Source organism: Pseudomonas sp. PDM22 (genome assembly GCF_014851965.1).
Lineage (GTDB): Bacteria > Pseudomonadota > Gammaproteobacteria > Pseudomonadales > Pseudomonadaceae > Pseudomonas.
In genome coordinates this window covers 633,809-657,011 of sequence record NZ_JACVAR010000004.1, presented here as the reverse complement: position 1 = coordinate 657,011, position 23,203 = coordinate 633,809, and the positions used below count along the sequence as shown (strand labels likewise).

The 23,203-nt window shown below is 67.6% G+C and carries 20 protein-coding genes; 10 read left to right on the top strand and 10 right to left on the bottom strand.

Translation table 11 applies throughout. The annotated features are described in order from the left end of the window. Nucleotides 1-14 precede the first annotated feature (14 nt). Nucleotides 15-509: a cupin domain-containing protein gene (locus tag IB255_RS17910; RefSeq protein ID WP_081515631.1), complete on the bottom strand. Its 495-nt coding sequence runs from the start codon at nt 507-509 to the stop codon at nt 15-17. Continuing rightward, a complete protein-coding gene (locus tag IB255_RS17905; RefSeq protein WP_081515629.1) occupies nt 506-1,246 on the bottom strand; it encodes an NAD-dependent epimerase/dehydratase family protein in 741 nt (246 codons plus the stop codon). Before IB255_RS17905 ends, IB255_RS17910 begins: the two co-directional genes overlap by 4 nt. 182 nt (nt 1,247-1,428) lie before the next feature. On the opposite strand from IB255_RS17905, the gene IB255_RS17900 reads away from it, so the two are divergent. Together IB255_RS17900 and IB255_RS17895 are read left to right on the top strand one after the other, a co-directional pair. Continuing rightward, a complete protein-coding gene (locus IB255_RS17900) occupies nt 1,429-1,989 on the top strand; it encodes an NADPH-dependent FMN reductase (protein ID WP_081515628.1) in 561 nt (186 codons plus the stop codon). 156 nt (nt 1,990-2,145) lie between these two features. After that, on the top strand, nt 2,146-2,901 hold the full coding sequence (locus IB255_RS17895; protein ID WP_081515626.1) for a hypothetical protein: 756 nt from the start codon (nt 2,146-2,148) through the stop codon (nt 2,899-2,901). Nucleotides 2,902-2,905: 4 nt separating this feature from the next. Here the strand turns inward: IB255_RS17895 and IB255_RS17890 are convergent, their stop codons facing one another. Together IB255_RS17890 and cbpA are read right to left on the bottom strand one after the other, a co-directional pair. After that, nucleotides 2,906-3,208, bottom strand: coding sequence for a chaperone modulator CbpM (locus tag IB255_RS17890; protein WP_225594885.1), 303 nt, complete (start codon nt 3,206-3,208; stop codon nt 2,906-2,908). Further along, nucleotides 3,205-4,173, bottom strand: coding sequence for a curved DNA-binding protein (gene cbpA, locus IB255_RS17885; RefSeq protein WP_192210606.1), 969 nt, complete (start codon nt 4,171-4,173; stop codon nt 3,205-3,207). The genes IB255_RS17890 and cbpA overlap by 4 nt, the downstream gene beginning before the upstream one ends. Nucleotides 4,174-4,437: 264 nt before the next feature. Between cbpA and IB255_RS17880 the strand changes: the two genes are divergently transcribed. The 4 genes from IB255_RS17880 to IB255_RS17865 all read left to right on the top strand — a co-directional run bounded on the left by IB255_RS17880 (nt 4,438) and on the right by IB255_RS17865 (nt 8,940). Next, on the top strand, nt 4,438-5,868 hold the full coding sequence (locus IB255_RS17880; protein WP_081515620.1) for a PLP-dependent aminotransferase family protein: 1,431 nt from the start codon (nt 4,438-4,440) through the stop codon (nt 5,866-5,868). Nucleotides 5,869-6,025: 157 nt separating this feature from the next. After that, nucleotides 6,026-8,044 (top strand): ribonucleoside triphosphate reductase, encoded by a 2,019-nt coding sequence (locus IB255_RS17875; protein ID WP_081515619.1) that lies wholly within the window; start codon nt 6,026-6,028, stop codon nt 8,042-8,044. Nucleotides 8,045-8,098: 54 nt separating this feature from the next. Beyond that, nucleotides 8,099-8,245 carry an anaerobic ribonucleoside-triphosphate reductase gene (nrdD, locus tag IB255_RS31300; protein WP_015479043.1) on the top strand — a complete coding sequence of 49 codons (147 nt, stop codon included), beginning with the start codon at nt 8,099-8,101 and terminating at the stop codon, nt 8,243-8,245. Beyond that, nucleotides 8,242-8,940 carry an anaerobic ribonucleoside-triphosphate reductase activating protein gene (locus IB255_RS17865; protein WP_081515618.1) on the top strand — a complete coding sequence of 233 codons (699 nt, stop codon included), beginning with the start codon at nt 8,242-8,244 and terminating at the stop codon, nt 8,938-8,940. Before nrdD ends, IB255_RS17865 begins: the two co-directional genes overlap by 4 nt. A gap of 271 nt (nt 8,941-9,211) precedes the next feature. Here the strand turns inward: IB255_RS17865 and speA are convergent, their stop codons facing one another. The 4 genes from speA to IB255_RS17845 all read right to left on the bottom strand — a co-directional run bounded on the left by speA (nt 9,212) and on the right by IB255_RS17845 (nt 13,703). Then, nucleotides 9,212-11,125: an arginine decarboxylase gene (gene speA / locus IB255_RS17860; RefSeq protein WP_081515617.1), complete on the bottom strand. Its 1,914-nt coding sequence runs from the start codon at nt 11,123-11,125 to the stop codon at nt 9,212-9,214. A 289-nt stretch (nt 11,126-11,414) separates the two neighbouring features. Then, the gene (locus IB255_RS17855; RefSeq protein WP_015479046.1) at nt 11,415-11,786 is read right to left on the bottom strand and encodes a translation initiation factor Sui1; all 372 of its coding nucleotides are present in this window, start codon (nt 11,784-11,786) and stop codon (nt 11,415-11,417) included. A 309-nt stretch (nt 11,787-12,095) separates the two neighbouring features. Then, nucleotides 12,096-12,635, bottom strand: coding sequence for an NUDIX hydrolase (locus IB255_RS17850; RefSeq protein ID WP_081515616.1), 540 nt, complete (start codon nt 12,633-12,635; stop codon nt 12,096-12,098). A 3-nt stretch (nt 12,636-12,638) separates the two neighbouring features. Beyond that, entirely contained in the window at nt 12,639-13,703 is a 1,065-nt protein-coding gene (locus tag IB255_RS17845; protein ID WP_045216423.1) for a DUF2333 family protein, read from the bottom strand. Between the two features lie 288 nt (nt 13,704-13,991). On the opposite strand from IB255_RS17845, the gene IB255_RS17840 reads away from it, so the two are divergent. Both IB255_RS17840 and IB255_RS17835 read left to right on the top strand, forming a co-directional pair. Further along, a complete protein-coding gene (locus tag IB255_RS17840; RefSeq protein WP_081515615.1) occupies nt 13,992-15,602 on the top strand; it encodes a response regulator in 1,611 nt (536 codons plus the stop codon). Between the two features lie 134 nt (nt 15,603-15,736). Further along, nucleotides 15,737-17,704 carry a methyl-accepting chemotaxis protein gene (locus IB255_RS17835; RefSeq protein WP_081515614.1) on the top strand — a complete coding sequence of 656 codons (1,968 nt, stop codon included), beginning with the start codon at nt 15,737-15,739 and terminating at the stop codon, nt 17,702-17,704. Nucleotides 17,705-17,870: 166 nt separating this feature from the next. Here IB255_RS17835 and speB read toward each other — a convergent pair whose 3' ends face one another. Further along, entirely contained in the window at nt 17,871-18,833 is a 963-nt protein-coding gene (gene speB / locus IB255_RS17830; protein ID WP_081515613.1) for an agmatinase, read from the bottom strand. Nucleotides 18,834-18,984: 151 nt separating this feature from the next. Continuing rightward, the gene (locus IB255_RS17825) at nt 18,985-20,076 is read right to left on the bottom strand and encodes a polyamine ABC transporter substrate-binding protein (protein WP_081515797.1); all 1,092 of its coding nucleotides are present in this window, start codon (nt 20,074-20,076) and stop codon (nt 18,985-18,987) included. A 114-nt stretch (nt 20,077-20,190) separates the two neighbouring features. Between IB255_RS17825 and IB255_RS17820 the strand changes: the two genes are divergently transcribed. Continuing rightward, nucleotides 20,191-21,099, top strand: a complete 909-nt coding sequence (locus IB255_RS17820) for a LysR family transcriptional regulator (protein WP_081515612.1) — start codon at nt 20,191-20,193, stop codon at nt 21,097-21,099. A 145-nt stretch (nt 21,100-21,244) separates the two neighbouring features. Further along, complete coding sequence (locus IB255_RS17815; RefSeq protein ID WP_081515611.1) at nt 21,245-23,098, top strand: protein-disulfide reductase DsbD; 1,854 nt, start codon at nt 21,245-21,247, stop codon at nt 23,096-23,098. The last annotated feature ends 105 nt before the right edge of the window (nt 23,099-23,203 follow it).

The following is a 23,203-nucleotide window of genomic DNA, read 5'->3' as shown; positions in this document are numbered from 1 at the left end:
CCTTTCGCGAAGCATCAATGGCGGTGGGCGGCGGTCGGTTCGGGGATCACCAGCGGGCCGCAGTGCTCGTCGCTGACAATCACTGCCAGCAGGCGCGCAGGCTCGCTGGCGCTGGGGTTCTCGGCGAACAGGTGCAGCTCGCGGCTGGGCTCGAACCAGGTCTGGCCCGCGCGGTAAGTCTGCGCCGGCAGGCCCTGCATCTGCGAGCGCACCTGACCACTGAGCACGATGGCGGTCACCGCGCCGGGATGGCGGTGCGCCGGGGTGTAGCCGTTGGGCGGGAAGTCCACCTGCAGCGTGGTCACGACCTTGCCGGGCATGTCGGCCAGCGGCTCGCAGGACAGGCGCTTCACCTGAGTGCTCGGCCGCGCGCCAGCTGAAGCCCCGGCATGGCTTTGCGCCAGGCTCACCAGCGGCCGCGACCAGGGCTGCCAGAGCAATGCGCCGGCACTGAGGGCAATGACCAGCACCAGACCGGCCCGGGCCTCATGCCCCGAGACGAGGCTCATGCCGGCACCCCCGCCAGGCGGAAGCCCGGCTGCCAGCCCAGGCGATGTCGTGCCTTGGCCGAGCTGACTTCGATGTCCTGTTCGGCGATGTTGTAGGCGCCGTGCGCGCCCCACTCCAGCGCCAGCAGGGCGGCGCGGGCGGCATCGTCCACATGCACGGCCAGCCTCGGGTCTGCCGCATCGGCTCCCGTACCCGGCCCGTAGAGTCGGCCGTAACGCAAGACGATGCCCTCCATCGGCCGCGCACCGAGCACCGCCTCTTCGAGCGCGGCGACGCCGCCGACACTGATGGCGCGCGGGCCTTCGGCGCCCAGGTCCAGCGGTTGTTCCTCATGCAACGGCAACTCGCCCGGCACGTAGGCCCAGGCGATGCTCTGCGCCACCATGCGCTCGACGCCAGCGGCGCGAGCTGCTGCCACGAGGTTGGCAGTACCTTCGCGGCGAACCCGCGCGTTGCGCGGTTGGGCGGCGGGCATCAGGGCAGGGTCGAGGCCGGCGGGCAGGTCGGTGAGCTGGTGGATCACCCAGCGCGGCTGGAACTGCCGCATGGCGGCACTCAGGGCTTGCGCGTCATAGACATCCAGCACCAGCGCCCGCGCTCCCGCGGCCTCCAGAGCGGCGGCTCGCTGCGCGCAGCGACTGATTGCCAGCACCTGGTAACCACGCTCCAGCAGCAGCGGCAGCAGGCGCTGGCCGATGGCACCGCTGGCTCCGGCGAAGAAGACTTTCATGCACATGGGGACCTCGAATCGGGCGGCTGGGACATGTCGCCACTCTAGTGGTGCAATGCCCCACCCCACAGAGCCAAGATCATTCAGAACGACTGGGACATGATTACCGAACCTTGATCCATGTCCACGCAATGTCACGCTCATCGTCTATAACAAACGGCTCACTACCCCGATCCCTAGGAGTCGCCATGAGCCAAGTCTTCGATGTTGCCGTTGTTGTCGGCAGCCTGCGCAAGGAATCCCTGAACCGCAAGATCGCCAAGGCATTCGCCGCACTGGCGCCGGCCAACCTGAAGCTGGAAATCGTGGAGATCGGCGACCTGCCGCTGTACAACGAAGAGCTCGACGTGGGCACCCCGCCCGCCAGCTACACCGCCTTCCGCGAGCGCATCGCCCGCGCCGATGCGGTGCTCTTCGTCACCCCCGAGTACAACCGCTCGGTGCCCGGCGTGCTGAAGAACGCCATCGACGTCGGCTCGCGCCCCTACGGCAAGAGCGCCTGGAATGCCAAGCCCTGCGCCGTGGTCAGTGCCTCGCCGGGCGCCATCGGCGGCTTCGGCGCCAACCACCACCTGCGCCAGTCGCTGGTGTTCCTCAACATGCCCGTGCTGCAGCAGCCCGAAGCCTACCTGGGCGGCGCCGGCGGCTTCTTCGATGAATCCGGCAAGCTGTCGGAGAAGACCGAGCCCTTCCTGAAGAGCATCATCGATGCCTTCTCCGGCTGGATCGTGCAGAACCAGCCACGCTGATCTGCCCAGGCGCCGGCACCCGCCGGCGCTTTCCCCCGCCATTCTGAGCAGCCCGTCGCAGGCCGCTGCGACACCCGGCACTGGCCATCATTGCGGCTGGCTCCACGCGCCTTCTCACGCCAAGGTTCAGGCCCGTTTCCCGCGCCCGGACCGTCGATGCTGCGCCACCTTCTGTTGCACTTCCTTGCCCTCACCCTGCTCGCCGGCTGTACTTCGCCGCCGGTGAAGAAGGACGTCGACGGTGTGGGCTTCAGCTCCGGGCAGATGCTGCAGAACGACGCCAACCGCGCCGCCAACCTGGCCATGCGCGATAACCTGGACAGCCTGTCGCTGCTGCTCGACAAGCTCTACAAGCGCAACCCGCGGGAATGGAAGAAAACCGGCGCTGCCTCACGCGATGCAGCCCACCAGCAGGTGATGGACGCCATCCGCAACCAGCAGCCGCTGCCCGGCCTGGGCGGCAGGCAATCGGTGGCTGCCCTGCCCCTGGCCTTCGACGCGGAGTTCCAGGGCGACCGTGCCGGAGCGCTGATCTACGGGCTCGGCAGCATGCTCTACGAACTGTATGGCGACACCGATACCCAGCACCTGCTCAGCGGGCTGAACTCGCAGATGACCGCCAATGCGGCCTGGAACATCGAGGTAGCGGCCTGGCTGCTGGCCAGCCGCACCGACGAGCAGGGCCAGCCGCTGCTGTTGTCCAACGAGATCAGCGCCGCCGGCCGCAACCTGTCCTTCGAGCGCGAGTTCGGCCGCATGATCGGTCGGCTGGAGTTGCTGGCACAGATGACCCACGAGAGCCTGCGACGCAGCGGGATCAACTACGTGCAGGGCATCCTTGCCGCACCAATCCTCGGCCTGGTGCAGTTCATCCCGCTCAACGCCGCCAGCGCAGCGACCACGGCCCAGTGAGTCGTCAGTCCTCCAGCAGGCGCGCCAGGCGCTGGCGCAGGTAACGGTTCTCCGCGCGCAGTTCGTCCACCTCGTCCAGCAGGCGCAGCGCCAGGGCGATGCCCGGCCAGTCCAGCTCGAACTCGCGGCGCAACCGGACCGCGCGGCGCACCACGCTGACCGCCTGGTAATCGAAGACCCAATGCCCGGCGCGCTGTTCGCGAGGCTCCACGATACCCACCTCGACGATCTCGACGAGCACGTCGCGGGGGAGGTTCACCGACTGGCAGAGCTCGTCGAGGTCCACCACCATCACTGTCGTCGTCATGCGCGTTTACCCCAATCGGCACGGGGGTCGAAGGCCGCCTTGGCAGCCAGTTCTTCCCAGAGTTTGCGGGTCGCTTCGTCTGCCGTCTTCGGCATCACCACCTTGAGCACCGCATAGAGATCGCCAGCGGCGGCCTCGCCCTTGTTCGGCAGGCCCTTGCCCTTGATGCGCAGGCGCTGGCCGGCCTGGCTGTTGGCCGGGATGCCGAGGTTGATCCGCCCGCCCAGCGTGGGCACTTCCACCTTGGCGCCGAGCGCCGCTTCCCACGGCGCCACCGGCACGGTGACGACGAGGTCGCGGCAGTCGACGTCGAACACCGGGTGCGGCACCAGGCGGATAGCCAGGTACAGGTCGCCCGCCGGCCCGCCGTTGATACCCGGCGCGCCCTGCCCCTTGAGGCGGATGCGTTCGCCGTCGGCGGTGCCCACGGGGATCTTCACGTTCAGCGTCTTGTTCTGCGGCGGCAGCTTGCGGCCGTATTCGTCGTAGCTGGGCAGGCTGAAGCTGATCGGCCGGCTGTCTCCGGAAAGGGTTTCCTCGAGGAACAGCGGGACCTCCATCTCCACGTCCTGGCCACGGTGGACCTGCGGCTGGCGCGCACCGCCGAAGCCACCGTGGGAGCCGCCGGCGCGGCCGCCGAAAATCTGCTCGAAGAAGTCACTGAAGTCCTGCTCGTGCCCCGGCGACGGGCCGTCGAAACCACCGCGCGGCTGCCAGCTGGGCGGCGCCTCGAACTGCGGCCCCTGCGCGCCGTACTTGCGCAGTTCGTCGTACTCGGCGCGCTTCTCCGGGCTCTTCAGCACTTCGTAGGCCTCGGAGACTTCCTTGAAGTGCGTCTCGGCGTCCGGCTCCTTGCTGACGTCCGGGTGGTACTTGCGCGCGAGCTTGCGGTAGGCGGTCTTGATCGCCTTCTCGTCGGCGTCGGGCTCGACCCCGAGCGCGGCGTAATAGTCCTTGAATTCCATCGGTAACGGTCACTCCTCACATGCGTTGGACCTGTCGGCGCCTGGGACACGGGGAATTCGCGCGGGCAGCCGGAGCCGCTGCGCGCACTGCGAGGCGAACAGGTGGAAAAAACGGGCTTCTGCGACAACAGATGGAGTCGCGGCGCCGGCTTTTCAACACTGCCTGCAAGCCTAGACGCTGATCGTGCATCGCGGCCGCCAGGACGCCTTGATACCGGTCATGGCATAGTCGCATTCCGGATTAATCGCCTACTCGGACAGGCCATGACCGCGCCCTTCGATTCGTTCCGCCAACCGCTGGACCCGAGCCATGAACTGCCGATCTACCGCCAGCTCTACGAGCGCTTCCGCGATGCCATCAGCCGTGGTGCGCTACGCCCGGGCGAGCGCGTGCCGCCGGTGCGGGGGCTGGCCGGCGAACTGGGCGTGGCGCGCGGCACGGTGGAGCTGGCCTACCAGTTGCTGACCAGCGAGGGCTACCTGCTGGCGCGCGGACCGGCGGGCACCGTGGTCTCGCCTCAGCTGGCGGGACGCACCAGCTCCGCACCACCGGTGCCGGTCGAGCCCGCGACGGTGGAACGCAGCCTGCCCGGCCTGATCGCCCACGGCCCGACCCTGCGACCGTTCCAGCTCGGCGTGCCGGCGCTGGATGCCTTCCCCCGCGCACTCTGGGCGCGCCTGTGTGCGCGGCGTCTGCGCCAGCAGAGCGCGTCCATGCTGGCCTACCCGGAGCCCTGCGGTTACGGGCCGTTGCGCGAGGCCGTCGCCGGCTACCTGGGGATTTCCCGCGGCATCGTCTGCGCCCCGGAGCAGGTATTCATCTGCGCCGGCTACCAGGGCGCGCTGGACCTGATCAGCCGCACCCTGCTCGAACCCGGCCAGCGCTTCTGGCACGAAGACCCCGGCTACCCGCGCGGCCGCGAACTGCTGCGCCGGGCCGGCGGCGTGCCAGTGCCCATCGCGGTGGACGCCGATGGCCTGCGCGTGGAAGACGGCATCACCCGCGCGCCGGAGGCGCGCTTTGCGCTGGTCACGCCGTCGCAACAGAGCCCCACTGGCGTTGCGCTCAACCTGCCGCGCCGCCTGGCCCTGCTGGACTGGGCGGCCAGCAGCGGCGCCTGGATAGTCGAGGACGACTACGACAGCGAGTACCGCTACGCCGGCTTCCCGCTGCCGGCGCTGAAGAGCCTCGACCGCGCCGGCCACGTGCTCTACACCGGCACCTTCAGCAAGGTGCTCTACCCCGCCCTGCGCCTGGGCTATCTGGTGGTGCCGGCGCATCTGGTGGAGGACTTCGTGCGCACCCAGCAGGTGTTTTCCTCCGGCTGCGCGGCGCTGCTGCAGGCGACCCTGTGCGACTTCATGCAGGAAGGCCACTTCGCCCGCCACCTCAAGCGCACCCGCACGCTCTACGCCCGGCGCCGCCAGTGGCTGCGCAGCGCGCTGGAGGAGCGCCTGGGCGAGCGCCTGCGCTTCGCTGACACCCCCGGCGGCCTGCACCTGATCGGCGCGCTGGACCAGGACGACCTCGCCGTCGCCCGCCGCGCCCATGCCGAAGGCCTCGGCCTGCAGGCGCTGAACGCGTGGTGCGTCGAGGCCAGGCGCGAGCCGGCGCTGATCATGAGTTTCACCAATGTCACCGACGAGCACCTTGCCGGGCGCCTGGCAGAGCGGCTGGCGCCCTTGCTCGGCTGATTCCGGGAGGTGTGCCGGTCAATACCTCCGATGGCAAAAATTGACTGACGCTCGACGTTGACCGAGGTCAATTTTCCTACGGGCAATGCCGTTAGATTCCAACAACATCTTGTTGTCTTGAATAACTCGGGACACAGCATGTTGTGGAATCAAGCCAATGCCCCTGACACGGACCGCCCCTCTTCCCGCCAGCCTGCGCAAGCGTAACGGCAGCTCCGCCGCCTTCGACCCGAGCAAGATCGAACGCGCCATCGCCGCCGCTGGCGAGGCCAGCGGCGAGTTCACCGCGCCCCACGCCGGAGAGCTGACCCGTCGCGTGCTGGCCCGCCTGCCGGCCCGGAACGACCTGGACGTGGAGCAGGTGCAGGACGTCGTCGAGCGCGCCCTGATGGAAGCCGGACACTACCCCACCGCCCGCGCCTACATCGTCTACCGCGAACGCCACGGCCGCCTGCGCCGAGAGCGCAAGACACTGGTGGACGTCGCCGCGTCGATGAACGAATACCTGTCGCGGGAGGACTGGCGGGTGCGCGCCAACGCCAACCAGGGCTATTCCCTGGGCGGGCTGATCCTCAACGTGTCCGGCAAGGTCACCGCCAACTACTGGCTGGACGAGGTGTACAGCGAAGGCATCGCCGTCGCCCACCGCGAGGCCGACCTGCACATCCACGACCTCGACATGCTCGCCGGCTACTGCGCCGGCTGGTCGCTGCGAACCCTGCTCAGCGAAGGCCTGAACGGCGTGCCGGGGCGGGTCGAGGCCGGGCCGCCGAAGCACCTGTCCAGCGCGCTGGGGCAGATGGTCAACTTCCTCGGCACCCTGCAGAACGAATGGGCCGGGGCCCAGGCCTTCAGCTCCTTCGATACCTACCTGGCGCCCTACGTGCGCAACGACAGTCTGAGTTATCAACAGGTGCGCCAGGCGCTGCAGGAGTTCATCTACAACCTCAACGTGCCCTCGCGCTGGGGCACCCAGACGCCCTTCACCAACCTGACTTTCGACTGGGTCTGCCCGGAAGACCTGCGCGAGCAGATTCCCTACGTCGGCGGCGTGGAAATGCCCTTCGCCTATGGCGAGCTGCAGGCCGAGATGGACCTGATCAACCGCGCCTACATCGAGGTGATGCAGGCCGGCGACGCCCACGGCCGGGTGTTCACCTTCCCGATCCCGACCTACAACATCACCCACGACTTCCCCTGGGACAGCGACAACGCCACGCGCCTCTTCGAGATGACCGCGCGCTATGGCCTGCCGTACTTCCAGAACTTCCTCAACTCGGACATGCAGCCCAACCAGGTGCGCTCCATGTGCTGCCGCCTGCAACTGGACGTGCGCGAGCTGCTCAAGCGCGGCAACGGCCTGTTCGGCTCGGCAGAGCAGACCGGTTCGCTGGGTGTGGTGACCATCAACTGCGCGCGCCTGGGCTACCGCCATCGCGGTGACGCTGCCGGCCTCTACGCTCAGCTCGACTACCTGCTGGAGCTGGCCTTCGACAGCCTGGAGGTCAAGCGCAAGGTCATCCAGCAGCACATGGATGCCGGGCTCTACCCCTACACCAAGCGCTACCTGGGCACCCTGCGCAACCACTTCTCCACCATCGGTGTGAACGGCCTGCACGAGATGCTGCGCAACTTCACCGACGACCGCGAAGGCCTGCACACCGAGGTCGGTCGGCAGATGGCGCTGGCGCTGCTGGACCATGTGCGGGCGCGTCTGGTGCGCTTCCAGGAAGACAGCGGACACCTCTACAACCTGGAAGCCACGCCGGCCGAAGGCACAACCTACCGCTTCGCCCGTGAGGACCAGAAGCGCCACCCGGACGTGCTCCAGGCCGGCACGCCGGACGCGCCCTACTACACCAACTCCTCGCAGCTGCCGGTGGGCCTCACCGACGATCCGTTCGAGGCACTGGAACTGCAGGACGCCCTGCAATGCAAATACACCGGCGGCACCGTGCTGCACCTGTACATGGCCGAGCGCATCTCCAGCGCCGAGGCCTGCAAGACCCTGGTGCGCACCGCCCTCGGACGCTTCCGCCTGCCTTACCTGACGGTGACGCCGACCTTCTCCATCTGCCCGGTACACGGCTACCTCGCCGGCGAACACGAGTTCTGTCCGCGCTGCGACGAAGCCGCGCTGCAGAAAGCCGCCAGCAGGAACTGCTGCAGCAGCTGAGCCCCTTCTCTTTCATCCCCGAAAATTCATCCCCGCAAAAAAAGGAGCACCACGATGACCGCGAACCAACTGCCCGAAAGCCAGCGCCAGCGCTGCGAGGTGTGGACCCGCGTGATGGGCTATCACCGCCCGGTGACGGCGTTCAACGCCGGCAAGCAATCCGAGCACCGCGAGCGCCGTCACTTCCGCGAGACGCGATGAGCAGTGCGCTCAGGGTCGGGGGCCTGGTGCCCCTGACCACCCTCGACTACCCCGGCCTGCTCGCCTGCGTGCTGTTCTGCCAGGGCTGCGCGTGGCGCTGCCGGTATTGCCACAACCCGGAACTGATTCCGCCGCGTGGCGAAGCGGAGATCCCCTGGGACGCCATTCTCGCCTTCCTCCGGCGACGCCAGGGCCTGCTGCAGGCCGTGGTGTTCAGCGGCGGCGAGGCGACGCTACAGAACGCGCTACCGGAGGCCATGGCCAGCGTGCGCGAGATGGGTTTCCGCAGCGGGCTGCACAGCGCCGGCATCCGCCCGGAGGCCTTCGCCCGCGCGCTGCCCCATGCCGACTGGATCGGCTTCGACGTGAAGGGGCTGGCCGAGGACATGGACGCTACAACCTGCGTGAAACGCAGCGGACAGGCCAACTGGCGCAGCCTGGAGCTGTTGCTGGAGAGCGGCGTGGGCTACGAGTGCCGCACGACTGTGCACTGGCAATTGTTCGACCTGGAGCGCCTGCGTCAGCTGGCCACGCGGTTGCGCGGGATGGGTGTGGATAACTTCGTGGTGCAGTTGGCCCGCAGCGGCCGGCAGCTTGATCCCCAACTGATCGCCACACCCGCGCCCCATGGCGCACCCGATCTGTGGCGGGAGCTGCATGCGCTGTTCCCTTCATTCGAACTGCGCGATGCCTGAACGACGCCGGACCATCCCCGCCGGAAACTCCAGCGCATCCCTGTAGGAGCGAGGGGGACGCCATCGTTATTGCTCGCGAACAGACTCAGACCGTAGGGCGCATAACCCGGAACGGGTTATCCGCCGATTGCCTCACGGCGGATAACGCTGGCGCGTTATCCGCCCTACGATCCGAACAACCCCAGGCATCCCCGCAGGAGCGAGCTTGCTCCTGCGAAAAGCAAAAAGCCCCGCCGAAGCGGGGCTTTTCATCACGCAGCCAGCCGCCCGATCAGGACGACAGGTACGCCGAGCGAGTAAGCCCCAGACGCAGCGCGTCGAGGAACTGGGTGCGCTCGCGCGCGGTGAGCTTGGCCCCGGCGACCTTGTCGCGGTAGTGGGTCATCAGTTCCTCGGGCGACAGGTGCACGTAGCGCAGCATGTCCTCAATGGTGTCGTGGGTCTCGATGCCGGCGTGGTAGTAGCTGCCGTCGGCGTTCTGGTAGACGTTCACCGAGTCGGTGTCGCCGAACAGGTTGTGCATGTCACCGAGGATTTCCTGGTAGGCACCGACCAGGAAGGTGCCGATCAGGTAGTCCTCGCCTTCCTTCACGTCGTGCACCGGCATGCTGGTCTCGATGCTCTGCTCGTCGACGTACTGGGTGATCTTGCCGTCGGAGTCGCAGGTCAGGTCCTGCAGCACCGCGCGGCGGGTCGGTTCCTCGCCCAGGCGATGGATCGGCAGGATCGGCAGCACCTGGCCGATGGCCCAGGTGTCGGGCAGGCTCTGGAATACCGAGAAGTTGCAGATGTACTTGTCGGCCAGCTTGTCGTTCAGCTCGTCGAGCACCTGGCGGTGCGAACGCTGGTGCGCCTTGAGCTGGTTGTGCAGGCGACGGCAAATGGCGAAGTAGCACTGCTCGGCCAGGGCCTTCTGCGCCAGGCTGATCTTGCCCTCGGCGTACTGCGCGGCGGCATCGCTCATGTAATGGGTCGCGCGCCAGTAGGTCTCGGTGACCATTTCGGCGTCGGTCGGGCCGAGCAGGTCGGCCAGCCACTGGACGATCTCCGGCTGTTCGGCGAGGTCGGTGATCTTCGGCACTTCGTCGTTGTGGCGCTCGACATCGGTGACCTGGGTGATCAGCACCGCGTGGTGCGCGGTCAGCGCGCGGCCGCTCTCGGAGAAGATGTGCGGATGCGGCAGGCCCTGCGCGTCGCAGAACTCCTTGAGCATGCCCACCACCACACCGGCGTAGTCGTCGATGTCGTAGTTGATCGAGCTGGCGTTGCGCGAGTGGGTGCCGTCGTAGTCCACGCCCAGGCCGCCGCCGACGTCCACATGGTCCACCGGCAGGCCGAGGGCGCGCAGTTCGCCGTAGTAGCGGATGGCTTCCTTGAAGCCGTGCTGGTAGTCAGCCAGGTTGGCGATCTGCGACCCCATGTGGAAGTGCAGCAGGCGCACGCCCTGGTCCAGGCCAGCGGCGCGGAAGCGGTCGACCACCGACAGCAGCTGCGCGGCGGACAGACCGAACTTGGCCTTCTCGCCACCGGTGTCCGCCCACTTGGACGAAGCCAGCGAGGACAGGCGCACGCGCAGGCCGACCTGGGGCAGCACGCCCACGTTGGCGGCCTCCTCGATCACCAGCTGCACCTCGGATTCCTTCTCGATCACGATGAACACGTTGTGGCCGAGCTTCTGTCCCATCAGCGCCAGCTTGATGAACTCGCGGTCCTTGTAGCCGTTGCAGACGATGGTGCCGCCCTTGGGCGCCAGCGCCAGCACGGCCATCAGCTCGGGCTTGGAGCCGGCTTCCAGGCCGATGGAGACGTTCTGGGTGGCGATGATGCTTTCCACCACGGCTTCCTGCTGGTTCACCTTGATCGGGTATAGCGCGGTGTAGCGGCTGGTGTACTCCAGGCGCGCGATGTTGGCGTCGAAGGCGCCGGTGAGCTTGCGCACGCGGTCCTGGAGGATATCCGGGAAGCGCACCAGCAGCGGCAGCGACAGGCCCGCCTCGCGCAGCTGCTCGACCAGCGCATGCAGATCGATCGGCTGGGCATCGGCGCCCTGCGGGCGAACTTCCACGTTACCGGCGTCGTTGATGGCGTAGTAGCCAGCACCCCAGTGGCGAATTCCGTAGATGCTGCGGCTGTCTGCCACGGTCCAGTTGCTGCCGTCGTCTTTGCGGGTCCGTCTAGCGGCCATGCGGGGTGGTCTCCTCAGATTGCGCGAATGTGTGCAGGCGCCCGCCCGGCGTGCGGGTGAGTCGTCAAGGCCTGGTGGAGTAAACCTAGCCGGGCCTCGTGACGTTGCCGTGTTGACCGCCGGGCTTGGCGGTAAGTTTAGGAAAATCCGACGACACGCCCAGGGCGCGCCGATAAATCTCCCATCTAGGGAAAGGGCTTGCCGGCGAAGCGCTGCGCGCGCATCGCCTGGAACCCGTTCTCGACAGGGGAGAGTCGCCTGTCAGTTGAGACAGACGGCGGAGGACGGCTCAGCCGCCGGATTTCTTCGCCTTGAGGCCGCGTTTGGTCAGCTCTTCGAGCAGCAGGTCGACGTGGTCGCCCTGGATCTCGATGATGCCGTCCTTCAACGCGCCACCCGTGCCACAGCGCTTCTTCAGCGCGGTCGCCAGGTCCTTCAGCGCATCGGCCGCCAGCGGCACGCCGGTCACCGTGGTCACGGTCTTGCCACCACGGCCCTTGGTTTCCCGACGCACGCGAGCGATGCCATCGCCGGCCGGAATCTCGGCCTGCTTGCAGATGCACGCGCCAATGGGCTGATTGCAGTCCGGGCAATGCCGGCCGGAATCAGTGGAGTAGACGAGCCCGCCGAGGGCGGACAGGGAGGATGCTTTCTTGACCACCGGGCGTTTCCCCAGGATTGGCCTCTTCGGGCCAGGTCAACGAATGGCCGGCTGGCGCCGACCGCGACGCCCCACTCAGGCAGGGGCTGCGCAATTCCCGGCGGAGGACCCTGCCGGAAAGGTCGCGCAATTTAGCAGCATTGAAGGCAAATGCTAAGAGCGAAAATGCGTCATTGATCGGCAGTTTGGCGACATGCCGGCGCAGCAGGGTTGTTGCAGGAGCGAGCTTGCTCGCGAACAAGCCCCGCTGCGAAGCCATTCGCGAGCATGCTCGCTCCTACGAAGAGCAGCCCGCAGTGGGTTGGAGGATCAGAAACTGACCAGGTACTTGCGCAGCGCCGCCAGCGAATCCGGGCAGTAAGGCGTGCCCGCCTTGGCCTCGGCCAGCGCCTGGTGCGGGTCGATGAATTTCGCTTCCAGCACCTCTTCGGGCTGCAACTTCAGCGGCGCATCGGACACGGCAGAGAACACCGCGCACCACAGGCGATTGTCCGGCTGGTCGAAGAAGAAGGTGCCGTGGGCGCGCAATTCGACGCCAGCGATGCCCAGTTCCTCTTCCAGCTCACGAGCGGCGGACTCCGCGTAGCTCTCGTCGGCCTGCACCATGCCGCCGGCGGCCGGGTCCCAGTAGCCGGGATAGACCGCTTTGCTCAGGGTGCGGCGGTGCACGCACAGCTCACCGGCTGAGTTGAACAGCAGGATGAAGGTGCCGCGGCCGATCAGCCCGCGCGCGCGCAGTTCGGCGCGCGGCAGGCTGCCCAGCAGCTGGTCGTCTTCGTCGACCCAGGCGATCTTCTCGGCGTCCGAAGCCGCCCGGTGGGCGGCTTCCTTGTCGCTGATGGCGGCCATGGATCAGCCCTGGGCCAGCAGCTGACGCAGGTCGATGATCGCGGCGTTGGCGCGGGAGATGTAGTTGGCCATCACCAGCGAGTGGTTGGCCAGCACGCCGAAGCCGCTGCCGTTGAGGACCATCGGGCTCCACAGCGGCGCCTCGGCGGCTTCCAGCTCGCGGATGATCTGGCGCACGCTGACAGTGGCGTTCTTCTTCGCCAGCACGTCGGCGAAGTCCACCTCGATGGCGCGCAGGATGTGCGACAGCGCCCAGGCCTGGCCGCGGGCTTCGTAGAACACGTTGTCGATCTGCATCCAGGGGGTTTCCTGGATCACTTCCTCGACTTCCGGCGCCTGACCAGGGGTGACCGGCTGCATCGGCGTGATGTTGGTGTTCAGCTTGACCCGGCCGACGCTGGCCGAGAGGCGCTGGGACAGCGAGCCCAGGCGGGTGGAGACGTCACCCAGCCAGTTGTTCAGGCTGTCGGCGCGGGCATAGAACTGCGCGCCGGCCGGGTCGGCGGAGAGACGGCCCAGGTAGCGGTCCAGGGACTTGATGCCCTCGGCGTATTCCGACTCGGAGGACGGCAGCGCCCAGCTCTTGTTGTCGAAGTTGAAGCGCGGCTCGGCGCGTGCCAGGTCGGCGTCCTCGGTGGACTGCGACTGGGAGCGGGCGAAGTCCTTGCGCAGCGCGCGGGACAGGTCGCGCACCTGGACCAGGGCGCCGTATTCCCAGCTGGGCATGTTGTCCAGCCAGACGCCCGGCGGGAAGATGTCGTTGGAGAGATAGCCGCCCGGCTTGTTCAGCAGCGTGGCGACCACTTCCTTGAGGGTTTCCACCGTGGTGTAGCCCACCACCATCTGCCGGCCGGCGCGCTCGGCGGCGGCCTGGGCGTTCTGCTGCACGGGGAAGAGGTCCGGCTCCTGGCTCCAGTACCAGCCGATCGCGCCGCAGATCACCAGGTAGACGCCCAGCAGACCGCCGAGCACGCGGCCCAGCCAGGGGCCGCCGAAGTAGGCGCGCGCGTCGTCCACCGAGTCGTTCACGCGGTCACGCACGGAGCCGCGTTTCTTCCAGTTCCACATGGCAAGTTCCTTGATGTCCCGAATTCGAAGATAGCTTGGACCCGCAACCGGCCCCAGGGTGCCGGGATTTTAGGCCGCTGTGCGCAAGCATGCCGCACGCAGGCGGGTCGGCGCAGCCTACCCTGCGCATGGTGCTGGTTAATGCTGCGAAATACAAAGCTTCGGATGTTTGACCGAAGGCACTGTTATTGCCATCAAGGATTGGTAGCATAGGGCCATCACTGTGTATCACGGCGGAAACATTTTCGCCCCGCAGGCCGCCGGTACGGCTCTATAAAGAAGCGCGCGATGACCGAGCTCGACGATCCATCCCTCGACCGCCTCAAGCATCATTTCGCCCAGCGGGTGATCCACCAGGCCCGGCACCTGCTGGAAGTCTGGCAGCGCCTGTCGCGCTCGGAGTGGAACAGCGCCGGCACGGCCGAGCTGGCCGAAGCCTGCCTGCGCCTGCAACGCTATGCCGAACGCTTCGAACAGGCCGAGCATGCGGACCTGGCCAAGGCCATCGACCAGTGTCTGCGCGCTGTGCAGGACAACCGCGGGCGTCTTTCCAGCGAGCTGATCACCGAACTCAACCGCCTGATGCAGCGCCTGTCGCGCACCGGCCTGCGCCACGGCGACCAGTTCGAGCAGACCAACCTGCCACCGCTGCGCAAGCCGGTCTACCTCGCCCTGCAGGACCAGGAGCGCGCCGAGCGACTGGCCCAGCAGCTGGAATTCTTCGGCATGGCCGCGCAGCCCTGCGAGCACGCCAACGCTTTCCGCGCCGCCATGGCCGACCGCCATCCGGCGGCCATCGTGATGGAAATCGACTTCGCCAACGGCCAGGGCCTGGCGCTGGCCGACGAGGCCCAGGCCGGTCTCAAGCAGAAGCTGCCGGTGCTGTTCTTCAGCCACGAAGAAACCGACACCCCGACCCGCCTGGCCGCTGCCCGCGCCGGTGGCCAGGACTTCTTCAGTGGCGCGCTGGACGCCTCCGGCCTGCTGGAGAAGATCGAGACGCTGACCCGCGTGGCCCACTACGAGCCATTCCGCGTACTGATCGTCGACGACTCCCGCGCCCAGGCCGCGCATACCGAGATGGTCCTCAACAGCGCCGGCATCGTCACCCGCGCCCTCACCGCGCCGCTGTCGGTGATGACCGAGCTGGCCGAGTTCCAGCCGGACCTGATCATCCTCGACATGTACATGCCCGAGTGCCTGGGCACCGAGCTGGCCAAGGTGATCCGCCAGCACGAGCGCTATGTGAGCGTGCCGATCATCTACCTGTCCGCCGAGGACGACCTGGACAAGCAGCTCGACGCCATGAGTGAAGGCGGCGACGACTTCCTCACCAAGCCGATCAAGCCGCGCCACCTGATCGCCACCGTGCGCAACCGCGCCGCCCGCGCGCGCAGCCTGAAGGCGCGGATGGTGCGCGACAGCCTCACGGGCCTGTACAACCACACGCATACCCTGCAGCTGCTCGACGATGCCCGCTTCCGCGCGCGCCGCGAGGAGCGCCCGCTGACCTTCGCGATGCTCGACATCGACCACTTCAAGCGGGTCAACGACACCTACGGCCACCCCATGGGCGACCGGGTGATCAAGAGCCTCGCGCTGTTCCTCAAGCAGCGTCTGCGCAAGACCGACCACATCGGCCGTTACGGCGGCGAAGAGTTTGCCGTGGTACTGCCGGACACCGACGCCGCCTCGGCGCACAAGGTGCTGGAGGAAATCCGCCAGCGCTTCGCCGAGATCCACTACCCGGCGCAGCCCCACGACCTGTCCTGCACCTTCAGCTGCGGCATCGCCGAGCTGGGCGAAGAGATGGACATCAAGACCCTCGCCAAGCAGGCCGACGAGGCGCTGTACACCGCCAAGCACGGCGGCCGCAACCGCGTCGAGGTCTACAAGTAACTCCTGCCGCCGGTCCGGCGCGGCGCTCTGCCGCGCCATTTCCCGACCGGATGCTGGCACCGTGTCATCAGCCAGTAACGAAACTGCAATAGGTTCAGGGCTCGCCGTTTTTTCGCTGTCGGTCGAGACCTGCCATGCGCCTCAAGCTGCTCACCAACCTCAACACCTTCCTGCTCCTGCTCGTCTGCCTCGCGCTGGGCGCCACCCTGTGGTGGTCGCAACGCGCCCTGGAGCGCCCGTTCACGCTGATGGACCGCTACCTGGAGCTCTCCCAGGGCTTCGAGCGCAAGGTCGCGCAGAACATCCAGGCGTACCTCGCCAGCGGCGACGCGCTCAAGCAGAAAGCCGCCCAGCAGGGCCTGGACGAACTCGCCCAGGAGCTGCCGCAACTGCCGGACAGCCTCAGCCAACTGCTCGGCCAGAGCCTCGACGAACTGCGCCAGTTCAGCGGCAACCAGTTGCTCGCCGCCGGCAAGCTTGCCGGCGACCCACAGGGCCTGCTGCTGCAGGCCGAGCGTGACCTGCTGGCCGCGCTGGACCAGCTCGGCACTTACGCCGACGCCAGCCAGAACCCCGCCGCCGCCGAGTACCGCACCCCGCTGCTGCAAGCCGGCCTGCACCTGACGCGCCTGGCCCACGCCCGCGCCAAGCTGGTGGAGAGCGGCAACCCGGCGCTGGCCGAAGACATCCAGCGCGAGCTGGAAACCCTGCGTCAGCTGGCCGAGCGCATCGACGCCCTGCCCCTTCTCGGCGTGCTGGAGCAACAGGCCTCCGCCTCCGACGACTTCGCCGCCATGATGGGCCTGGAATCCCAGCCGGCCGCCCAGGCGCAGAGCGAGGACCGTGGCGTCACCCTGAAGCGCGACCTCGCCAGCGTGCTGCGCCGCTACCCGGATGAACTCAACCGCACCCGCCAACTGATCGCCCAGCGCCAGGAGCTGGCCAACGCCACCGCCCAGCGCCTGGGCGCCGTGCAGCAGGCGCTGGCGACCCTGGAGCCGCAGGTGCGCGAGGAGCGCTCGAAGATCCAGACCCAGGTGCGCATCATCCAGGGCGCGCTGATAGCCCTGATCCTCGCTACCGCGCTGCTCATCGACACCCTGCAACGCCGCCTGGCGCGCGTGCTTGGCCAACTGGTCCCGGCGCTCTCCACCTGGGCCCGTGGCGACTTCGCCAGGCCCATCGCCCTGGCCACCCGCACCCGCGACCTGGTGGAACTGCAGGAATCGCTGAACCGCCTGCGCGACTTCCTCGGCACCCTGGTCGGCACCATCCACCAGCGCGCCGAGGAAGTCGCCGGCAGCAGCCGCGCCCTGGCCGAGCTCAGCGGCGGCCTGCACGCCGGAGCCGAGCGCCAGGCCAGCGATACCGGGGAAATCCGCGACGCGCTGGGCAACATGGAAGCGGCGATCCAGCAGGTGGCCGGCGACGCCAGCCAGGCCGCTTCGGCCAGCCACGCAGCCGGTACGGCCGTCGAGCAGGGCCAGCAGGTGATCGGCAACAGCCTGAGCGGCATGCGCGCGCTGGTGGACGAAGTGCAGAGCAACGCCCAGGCCATCGAGAACCTCGCCGAGGAGTCGGCCACGATCGGCAACGTGCTGGGGGTGATCCGCTCCATTGCCGACCAGACCAACCTGCTGGCGCTCAACGCCGCCATCGAGGCCGCGCGGGCTGGCGAACAGGGCCGCGGGTTTGCCGTGGTCGCCGAGGAAGTGCGCTCGCTGGCCCTGCGCACCACCGGCGCCACCGAGGAAATCCAGCAGCTCACCGCGCGTCTGCAGCAGGCTGCGCGGCAGTCGGTGGAGGCGATGCGCAGCCAGGTCGAGCACGCGGAAGTCACCGCCAACCAGGCCGGCGCCGCCGAGGGCGCGCTGGACGAAGTGGTCGGCGCCATCCGCACCATCGCCAGCATGGCCGAGCGCATCGCCGAAAGCTCCGCCCAGCAGAGCGGCGCAGTGAGCGAAATCCGCTCGCACAGCGAACGCATCCACGAACTGGGCAGCGAGAACCTGCGCCTGATCGGCCAGGGCCGCAGCCAGGGCGAACAACTGCAGGAACTGGGCGGTGCGTTGCACACCGCCGTCAGAGCCTTCCGCGTCTGACGACGTCATACGCCCGACGCCTGGGATCAGGCACTTGTAGGATGCGTGGAGCGCAGCGATACTCATCAATCGCCGTGCGCAGGCAGCATGGGTATCGCTGCGCTCCACGCCATCCTACGTCGGGTTTTTCCTGTACGCGCAGGCGCGGGGGCAATTCAAAGCGGAGTCAGCGCTCGCCGAGCTTGTGCCGCGCCGCATACAGGCAAACCATCTCCATCGCCAGGGTCGCGCCGGCCAGCGCGGTGATTTCGGCGTTGTCGTAGGGCGGCGCGACTTCCACCACGTCCATCCCCACCAGGTTGATGCCGCGCAGCGCGCGGAGGATTTCCAGCGCCTGGTGCGAGCTCAGCCCGCCACAGACCGGCGTACCGGTACCCGGTGCGAAAGCCGGGTCGAGGCAGTCGATGTCGAAGGTCAGATACACCGGGTTGTCGCCCACCCGTGCGCGAATACGCTCGGCGATGGCCTGCGGCGTGTTGCGATGCACCTCGCGGGCGTCCAGCACCTGGAAGCCCATCACATCGTCGTTGGTGGTGCGCAGGCCGACCTGCACCGAGCGCGCCGGGTCGACCAGCCCCTCGCGGGCGGCGTGGTAGAACATGGTGCCGTGGTCGATGCGCTGGCAATCCTCGTCCGGCCAGGTGTCGCTGTGGGCGTCGAAGTGGATCAGCGACAACGGCCCGTGCTTCTTCGCGTGGGCCTTGAGCAGCGGGTAGCTGATGAAGTGGTCGCCGCCCAGAGTCAGCAGCGCGCAGCCGGCATCGAGAATGCGCGCGGCGTGGGCTTCGATGACGTCCGGGGTTTCCTGCGGCACGCCGTGGTCGAAGGAACAATCGCCGTAGTCGATCACCGCCAGGTGGTCGAAGGGGTCGAATTCCCAGGGGAAGTGCCGGGCCCAGGCCATCTGTACCGAGGCGGCGCGGATCGCCCGCGGTCCGAAGCGGCTGCCGGGGCGGTTGGTGGTGGCGGTGTCGAAGGGCACGCCGCTGACCACCAGGTCGACGCCGCGCAGGTCGCGGCTGTAGCGGCGGCGCATGAAGCTGGTAATGCCGGCGTAGGTGGATTCGGCGGCGGTGCCGTAAAGGCTGTCGCGGGTGATGGCCTGGTCGTTGTCTTGGGCGAGATCCATGGCTTCCTCATTTTTTAGTTATCGGTTGGTCACGGTGATTCAGGGAACGTCCGCTACGTAGGGCGCATAACCTGGAACAGGTTATGCGCCGGCTCTGGCGCGACTCGGCGGATAACGCTGGCGCGTTATGCGCCCTACAAAAAACGGCTCCTCAGCTACGGGTACGGAACGCCGACCACAGCCGGGTGCGCTCGCGCTGCTGCTTCAAGGTCAGCAACTGCTCGCCGAACAGCTTCTGACGCATGGCCGGCGCCGGGTAGATGTCCGGGTCGCCAGCGACATCGGCATTCAGCAGCGGCGTGGCCTTCAGGTTGGCGTTGGCGAAATAGAGCGTGTTGGTCAGCTCGGCGATGGAATCCGGGCGCAGCATGAAGTCGATGAAGGCGCGGGCTTCCTGCGGGTGTGGCGCGTCCACTGGGATGGCCATGGTGTCGAACCAGATCAGCGTGCCCTCCTTCGGAATCCGGTAGATCACCTCGAACGGCTTGCTCGCCTGCTTCGCCTGTGCAGCGCCCATCAGCGCGTCGCCGGTGTAGGTCAGGGCGACGCACAGCGTGCCGTTGGCCAGGTCGTTGATGTGCTTGCCGCTGGCGATGTAGCGCACGTTGGGTTGCAACTTCTCCAGCAACTGGCGGACCTCGGCCAGGTCGGCCGCGTCGGTGCTGTACGGCGACTTGCCCAGATAATTCAGCGCCACGCTGATGACTTCCTGCGGCGAATCGATCAGCGAGATGCCGCAGTCGGCCAGACGGCTGGCGTACTCGGGCTTGAACAGCAGGTCGAGGCTGTCCAGCGGTGCGTCGGGGATGCGCTTGAGCACCTCGTCCTTGTTGATCGCCAGGCCCACGGTGCCCCAGGTGTAGGGCACGCCGAAGCGATTGCCGGGGTCGATGGCGGCCAGCTTGGCGAGCAGGTCCCGATCGAGGTTGACGAAGTTCTTCAATTGCGCGTCGTTCACCGGCTGCACGGCCTTGGCCTGGATGGCGCGGGCCAGCCCGCTGCTGGCGGGGAACACGACGTCGTAGCCGCTGCGGCCGGTCATCAGCTTGCTGTCGAGCACCTCGGCGCTGTCGAAGGTGTCGTATTTGACGCGGATGCCGGTTTCCTTCTGGAAGCGTTGCAGGGCATCGGCGCCGACGTAATCCGCCCAGTTGTAGAGGTTGAGCACCCGCTCCTGCGCCTGCAGGGGCATGGCCAGGGCCACGGCAAGCGCCGTGAGAGAAGCCCGGAAGAACGCACGCATGATCATCGCCTCAGGTTGTTGTGGTTATGCGGCGAGCATGGGGCGGGCTTTACTTTGTAAAAATACAAAGTTAATTACTTTGGCATTTCACCATGACAATGTTTGGAGACGGCCATGCTCAGCCAATTGCGCGACCTCGACCTGCAACTGCTGCGGCTGTTCGTCACCGTGGTGGAATGCGGCGGCTTCAGCGCCGCGCAGGGCGAGCTGGGGCTGAGCCAGCCGAGCATCAGCATCCAGATGGCCAAGCTGGAGACGCGCCTGGGCTACCGCCTGTGCGAGCGCGGCAAGGGCGGCTTTCGCCTGACGCCCAAGGGCGAGCACCTGCTGCAATCGACGCGGCGCCTGTTCCTCGCCATCGAGGGCTTCCGCGACGAGGCCCGCGGTGTCGCCGACAAGCTGCTCGGCGAGGTACGCATCGGGCTTTCCGAAGGGCTGGACGTGGAAGTACTGGCGCAGCTGTCCGGGGCCATCCGGCGCTTCCGCCAGCGCAATGAAGCCGTCAGCCTGGAACTGATCACCGCCACGCCCGCCGAGCTGGAGCGCCTGCTACTGCAGGACCGCCTGCACCTGGCAGTCGGCTATTTCGCCGGGACCCAGGCGGCGCTGGAGCATGTCGAGCTGTTCAGCGAACCCCAGGGCCTCTACTGCGGCGCCGGGCACCCGGCCTTCAGCGAGAAGAAACCGACCCGCGACTCCCTCGCCGACGCCGACCAGGTCCTGCACCCCTACCGCTTCATCGCCGCCGACGAGCCGCTGCAAACCAGCCGCAGCAGCGCGCGCTGCGAGCAGGTGGACGGCAGCCTGGCGTTCATCCTCTCCGGCGCGCACATCGGCTACCTGCCCAGGCATGTCGCCCAGCCGTGGATCGAGCGTGGCCAGCTGCGCGAACTGCTGCCCGGCGAACTGGGCTTCGACGTGGCCTTCAGCCTGACCCGCCACCGCGGCCGCCACCCCGGTGACGCCGAGCAGGCCTTCGTCAGCGATCTGTTGACAGCCTTCGGCCAGCACGCGGCCGATTGACGCAGCGGCGTCACGGGAACCGGGACTCGTAGGCGCAGTCCCACAGCGTCTATCACTTCTTGTGACAGCTGATCCGGCAACGCCTCGGGCCGCGTCGGAAGCTTTCCGCTATGATGCCCGCCACCCTGTAGTCCGCGAGATGTCCATGCGCCGCCTGCTCACCCTGCTTCTGCTCCTGGTCGCCCTGCCCGCTTCCGCCGGCCTGTTCGACAAACCCGCCGACAAGGGCGGCTTCGCCGTCGGGCAACCGGCCAAGGGCGACTTCCTGCCGGTGGCCGAGGCCTTCCGCGTCAGCGTCGAGGACAGCGACAGCCAGCAGGTGAAGCTGCGCTTCATCAACGCCGATGGCTACTACCTCTACCAGCACCGTTTCAGCTTCAAGGTCGAGCCCGCCGACAGCGGCGTGAGCGTCGGCGAAGTGAAGCTGCCACAGGGCAAGCAGCACCACGACGACTACTTCGGCGACACGGTGGTCTACTACGCCATCACCGACATCGACGTGCCGCTGGTGAACCCGCAGCACAAGCCCTTCACCCTGGTCGTCAGCTACCAGGGCTGCGCCGACAAGGGCCTGTGCTATGCGCCGGAAACCACCCGCCTGCAGATCGCCGACGGCCAGGCCGCCAGCGTGGTGACCGGCCCCGCGCCTTCCGCCGCTGCCAAGTCCTCCGCCACTTCAGCCAACCCGCTGGCCAGCCTGCTGGGCGACCACGAGCCGGGCAAGATCAAGAAACTCGGCCGAGCGCTGGCGATCTTCTTCCTGCTGGGCCTGGCGCTGACCTTCACCCCCTGCGTACTGCCGATGCTGCCGATCCTCTCCGGCGTCGTGCTGCGTGGTCGTCCGGGCGGCATGCGCGGCCTGGCGCTGTCGCTCGCCTATGTGCTGCCGATGGCCGCCTGCTATGCGGTGCTCGGCACCCTGATGGGCCTGTTCGGCGCCAAGCTCAACTTGCAGGCAATGCTGCAGTCGCCCTGGGTGCTGATCCCCTTCGCGGCGTTCTTCGTGGTCTTCGCCATCGCCATGTTCGGTGCCTTCGAGCTGCGCCTGCCGGGCTTCGTGCGCGAGCGTCTGGACAAGATGGCGAACAACACCCGCGGCGGCTCCATCGCCGGCGCGGCGACCCTGGGCGTGCTCTCCAGCCTGCTGGTATCGCCCTGCGTCACCGCCCCGCTGGCCGGCCTGCTGCTGTACATCAGCAGCACCGGCGATGCGGTGGGCGGCGGCCTGCTGCTGTTCTCCCTGGGCCTGGGCATGGGCACGCCGCTGGTAATCTTCGCCGTCGGCGGCGGCGCGCTGCTGCCCAAGAGCGGCGCCTGGATGAACGGCGTGCGCAACGTCTTCGGCGTGATGCTGCTGGCCGTGGCCATCTGGATGCTCGACCGCATCGTCTCCGGCCCGGTCTCACTGACCCTCTGGGGCACCCTGGCCGGCGGCATCGCCCTGGCCATCGGCACCCTCGAACTGGGGCCGAAGAAGCCGCTGCAGCGCCTCGGTCAATTGCTCGGCCTGATGCTGCTGGTCTACGCCGTGGCCGCCTGGACCGGCGCCCTGCGCGGCGAATCCGACCCGCTGCACCCGCTGGGCCGCAGCGGCCCCGGCCTGCATGCGGGCCCGCCGACGTCCACCCCCGGCGACTGGCAGAACATCACCACCCCGGCGCAGCTCAACGCCGCGCTGGCCAGCGCCCAGGCCGCCGGTCGGCCGGTACTGCTGGACTGGTACGCCGACTGGTGCATCAGCTGCAAGATCATCGAGCGCCAGGTACTGCCGGCGCCGGAAGTGCAGTCGCAACTGCCCGGCTTCGTCCTGCTGCGCTTCGACATGACCGCCAGCACCGAGGAGCAGCGCGCCCTGCTCGACCGCTACAACCTGTTCGGCCCGCCCGCGCTGCTGTTCTTTTCGGCAAAAGGCGACGAATGGAGCGACCTGCGCATCATCGGCGAGACCGACGCCGCCACCCTCGCCGACCGCCTGAAACAGGCTGGAACGCGCTCCTGATCACAGTTTTATTGCAATGATTTTGCCGTAATCGGCTGGCAACATGCTGACATCTACGGCAAAACCCGCATGACTGGACAGTCACGCCGGCTTTCCGGCATAGTC

Excerpts from the sequence above, each read along its gene's own strand:
- IB255_RS17845 (WP_045216423.1), bottom strand. The coding sequence starts at position 13,703 with ATGTGGAACTGGAAGAAACGCGGCTCCGTGCGTGACCGCGTGAACGAC.
- IB255_RS17840 (WP_081515615.1), top strand. The coding sequence starts at position 13,992 with ATGACCGAGCTCGACGATCCATCCCTCGACCGCCTCAAGCATCATTTC.
- IB255_RS17890 (WP_225594885.1), bottom strand. The coding sequence starts at position 3,208 with ATGACGACGACAGTGATGGTGGTGGACCTCGACGAGCTCTGCCAGTCG.
- IB255_RS17820 (WP_081515612.1), top strand. The coding sequence starts at position 20,191 with ATGCTCAGCCAATTGCGCGACCTCGACCTGCAACTGCTGCGGCTGTTC.
- cbpA (WP_192210606.1), bottom strand. The coding sequence starts at position 4,173 with ATGGAATTCAAGGACTATTACGCCGCGCTCGGGGTCGAGCCCGACGCC.
- IB255_RS17865 (WP_081515618.1), top strand. The coding sequence starts at position 8,242 with ATGAGCAGTGCGCTCAGGGTCGGGGGCCTGGTGCCCCTGACCACCCTC.
- speB (WP_081515613.1), bottom strand. The coding sequence starts at position 18,833 with ATGGATCTCGCCCAAGACAACGACCAGGCCATCACCCGCGACAGCCTT.
- IB255_RS17875 (WP_081515619.1), top strand. The coding sequence starts at position 6,026 with ATGCCCCTGACACGGACCGCCCCTCTTCCCGCCAGCCTGCGCAAGCGT.
- IB255_RS17880 (WP_081515620.1), top strand. The coding sequence starts at position 4,438 with ATGACCGCGCCCTTCGATTCGTTCCGCCAACCGCTGGACCCGAGCCAT.
- IB255_RS17910 (WP_081515631.1), bottom strand. The coding sequence starts at position 509 with ATGAGCCTCGTCTCGGGGCATGAGGCCCGGGCCGGTCTGGTGCTGGTC.
- IB255_RS17825 (WP_081515797.1), bottom strand. The coding sequence starts at position 20,076 with ATGCGTGCGTTCTTCCGGGCTTCTCTCACGGCGCTTGCCGTGGCCCTG.
- IB255_RS17815 (WP_081515611.1), top strand. The coding sequence starts at position 21,245 with ATGCGCCGCCTGCTCACCCTGCTTCTGCTCCTGGTCGCCCTGCCCGCT.
- IB255_RS17850 (WP_081515616.1), bottom strand. The coding sequence starts at position 12,635 with ATGGCCGCCATCAGCGACAAGGAAGCCGCCCACCGGGCGGCTTCGGAC.
- IB255_RS17900 (WP_081515628.1), top strand. The coding sequence starts at position 1,429 with ATGAGCCAAGTCTTCGATGTTGCCGTTGTTGTCGGCAGCCTGCGCAAG.
- nrdD (WP_015479043.1), top strand. The coding sequence starts at position 8,099 with ATGACCGCGAACCAACTGCCCGAAAGCCAGCGCCAGCGCTGCGAGGTG.
- IB255_RS17905 (WP_081515629.1), bottom strand. The coding sequence starts at position 1,246 with ATGTGCATGAAAGTCTTCTTCGCCGGAGCCAGCGGTGCCATCGGCCAG.
- IB255_RS17835 (WP_081515614.1), top strand. The coding sequence starts at position 15,737 with ATGCGCCTCAAGCTGCTCACCAACCTCAACACCTTCCTGCTCCTGCTC.
- speA (WP_081515617.1), bottom strand. The coding sequence starts at position 11,125 with ATGGCCGCTAGACGGACCCGCAAAGACGACGGCAGCAACTGGACCGTG.
- IB255_RS17895 (WP_081515626.1), top strand. The coding sequence starts at position 2,146 with ATGCTGCGCCACCTTCTGTTGCACTTCCTTGCCCTCACCCTGCTCGCC.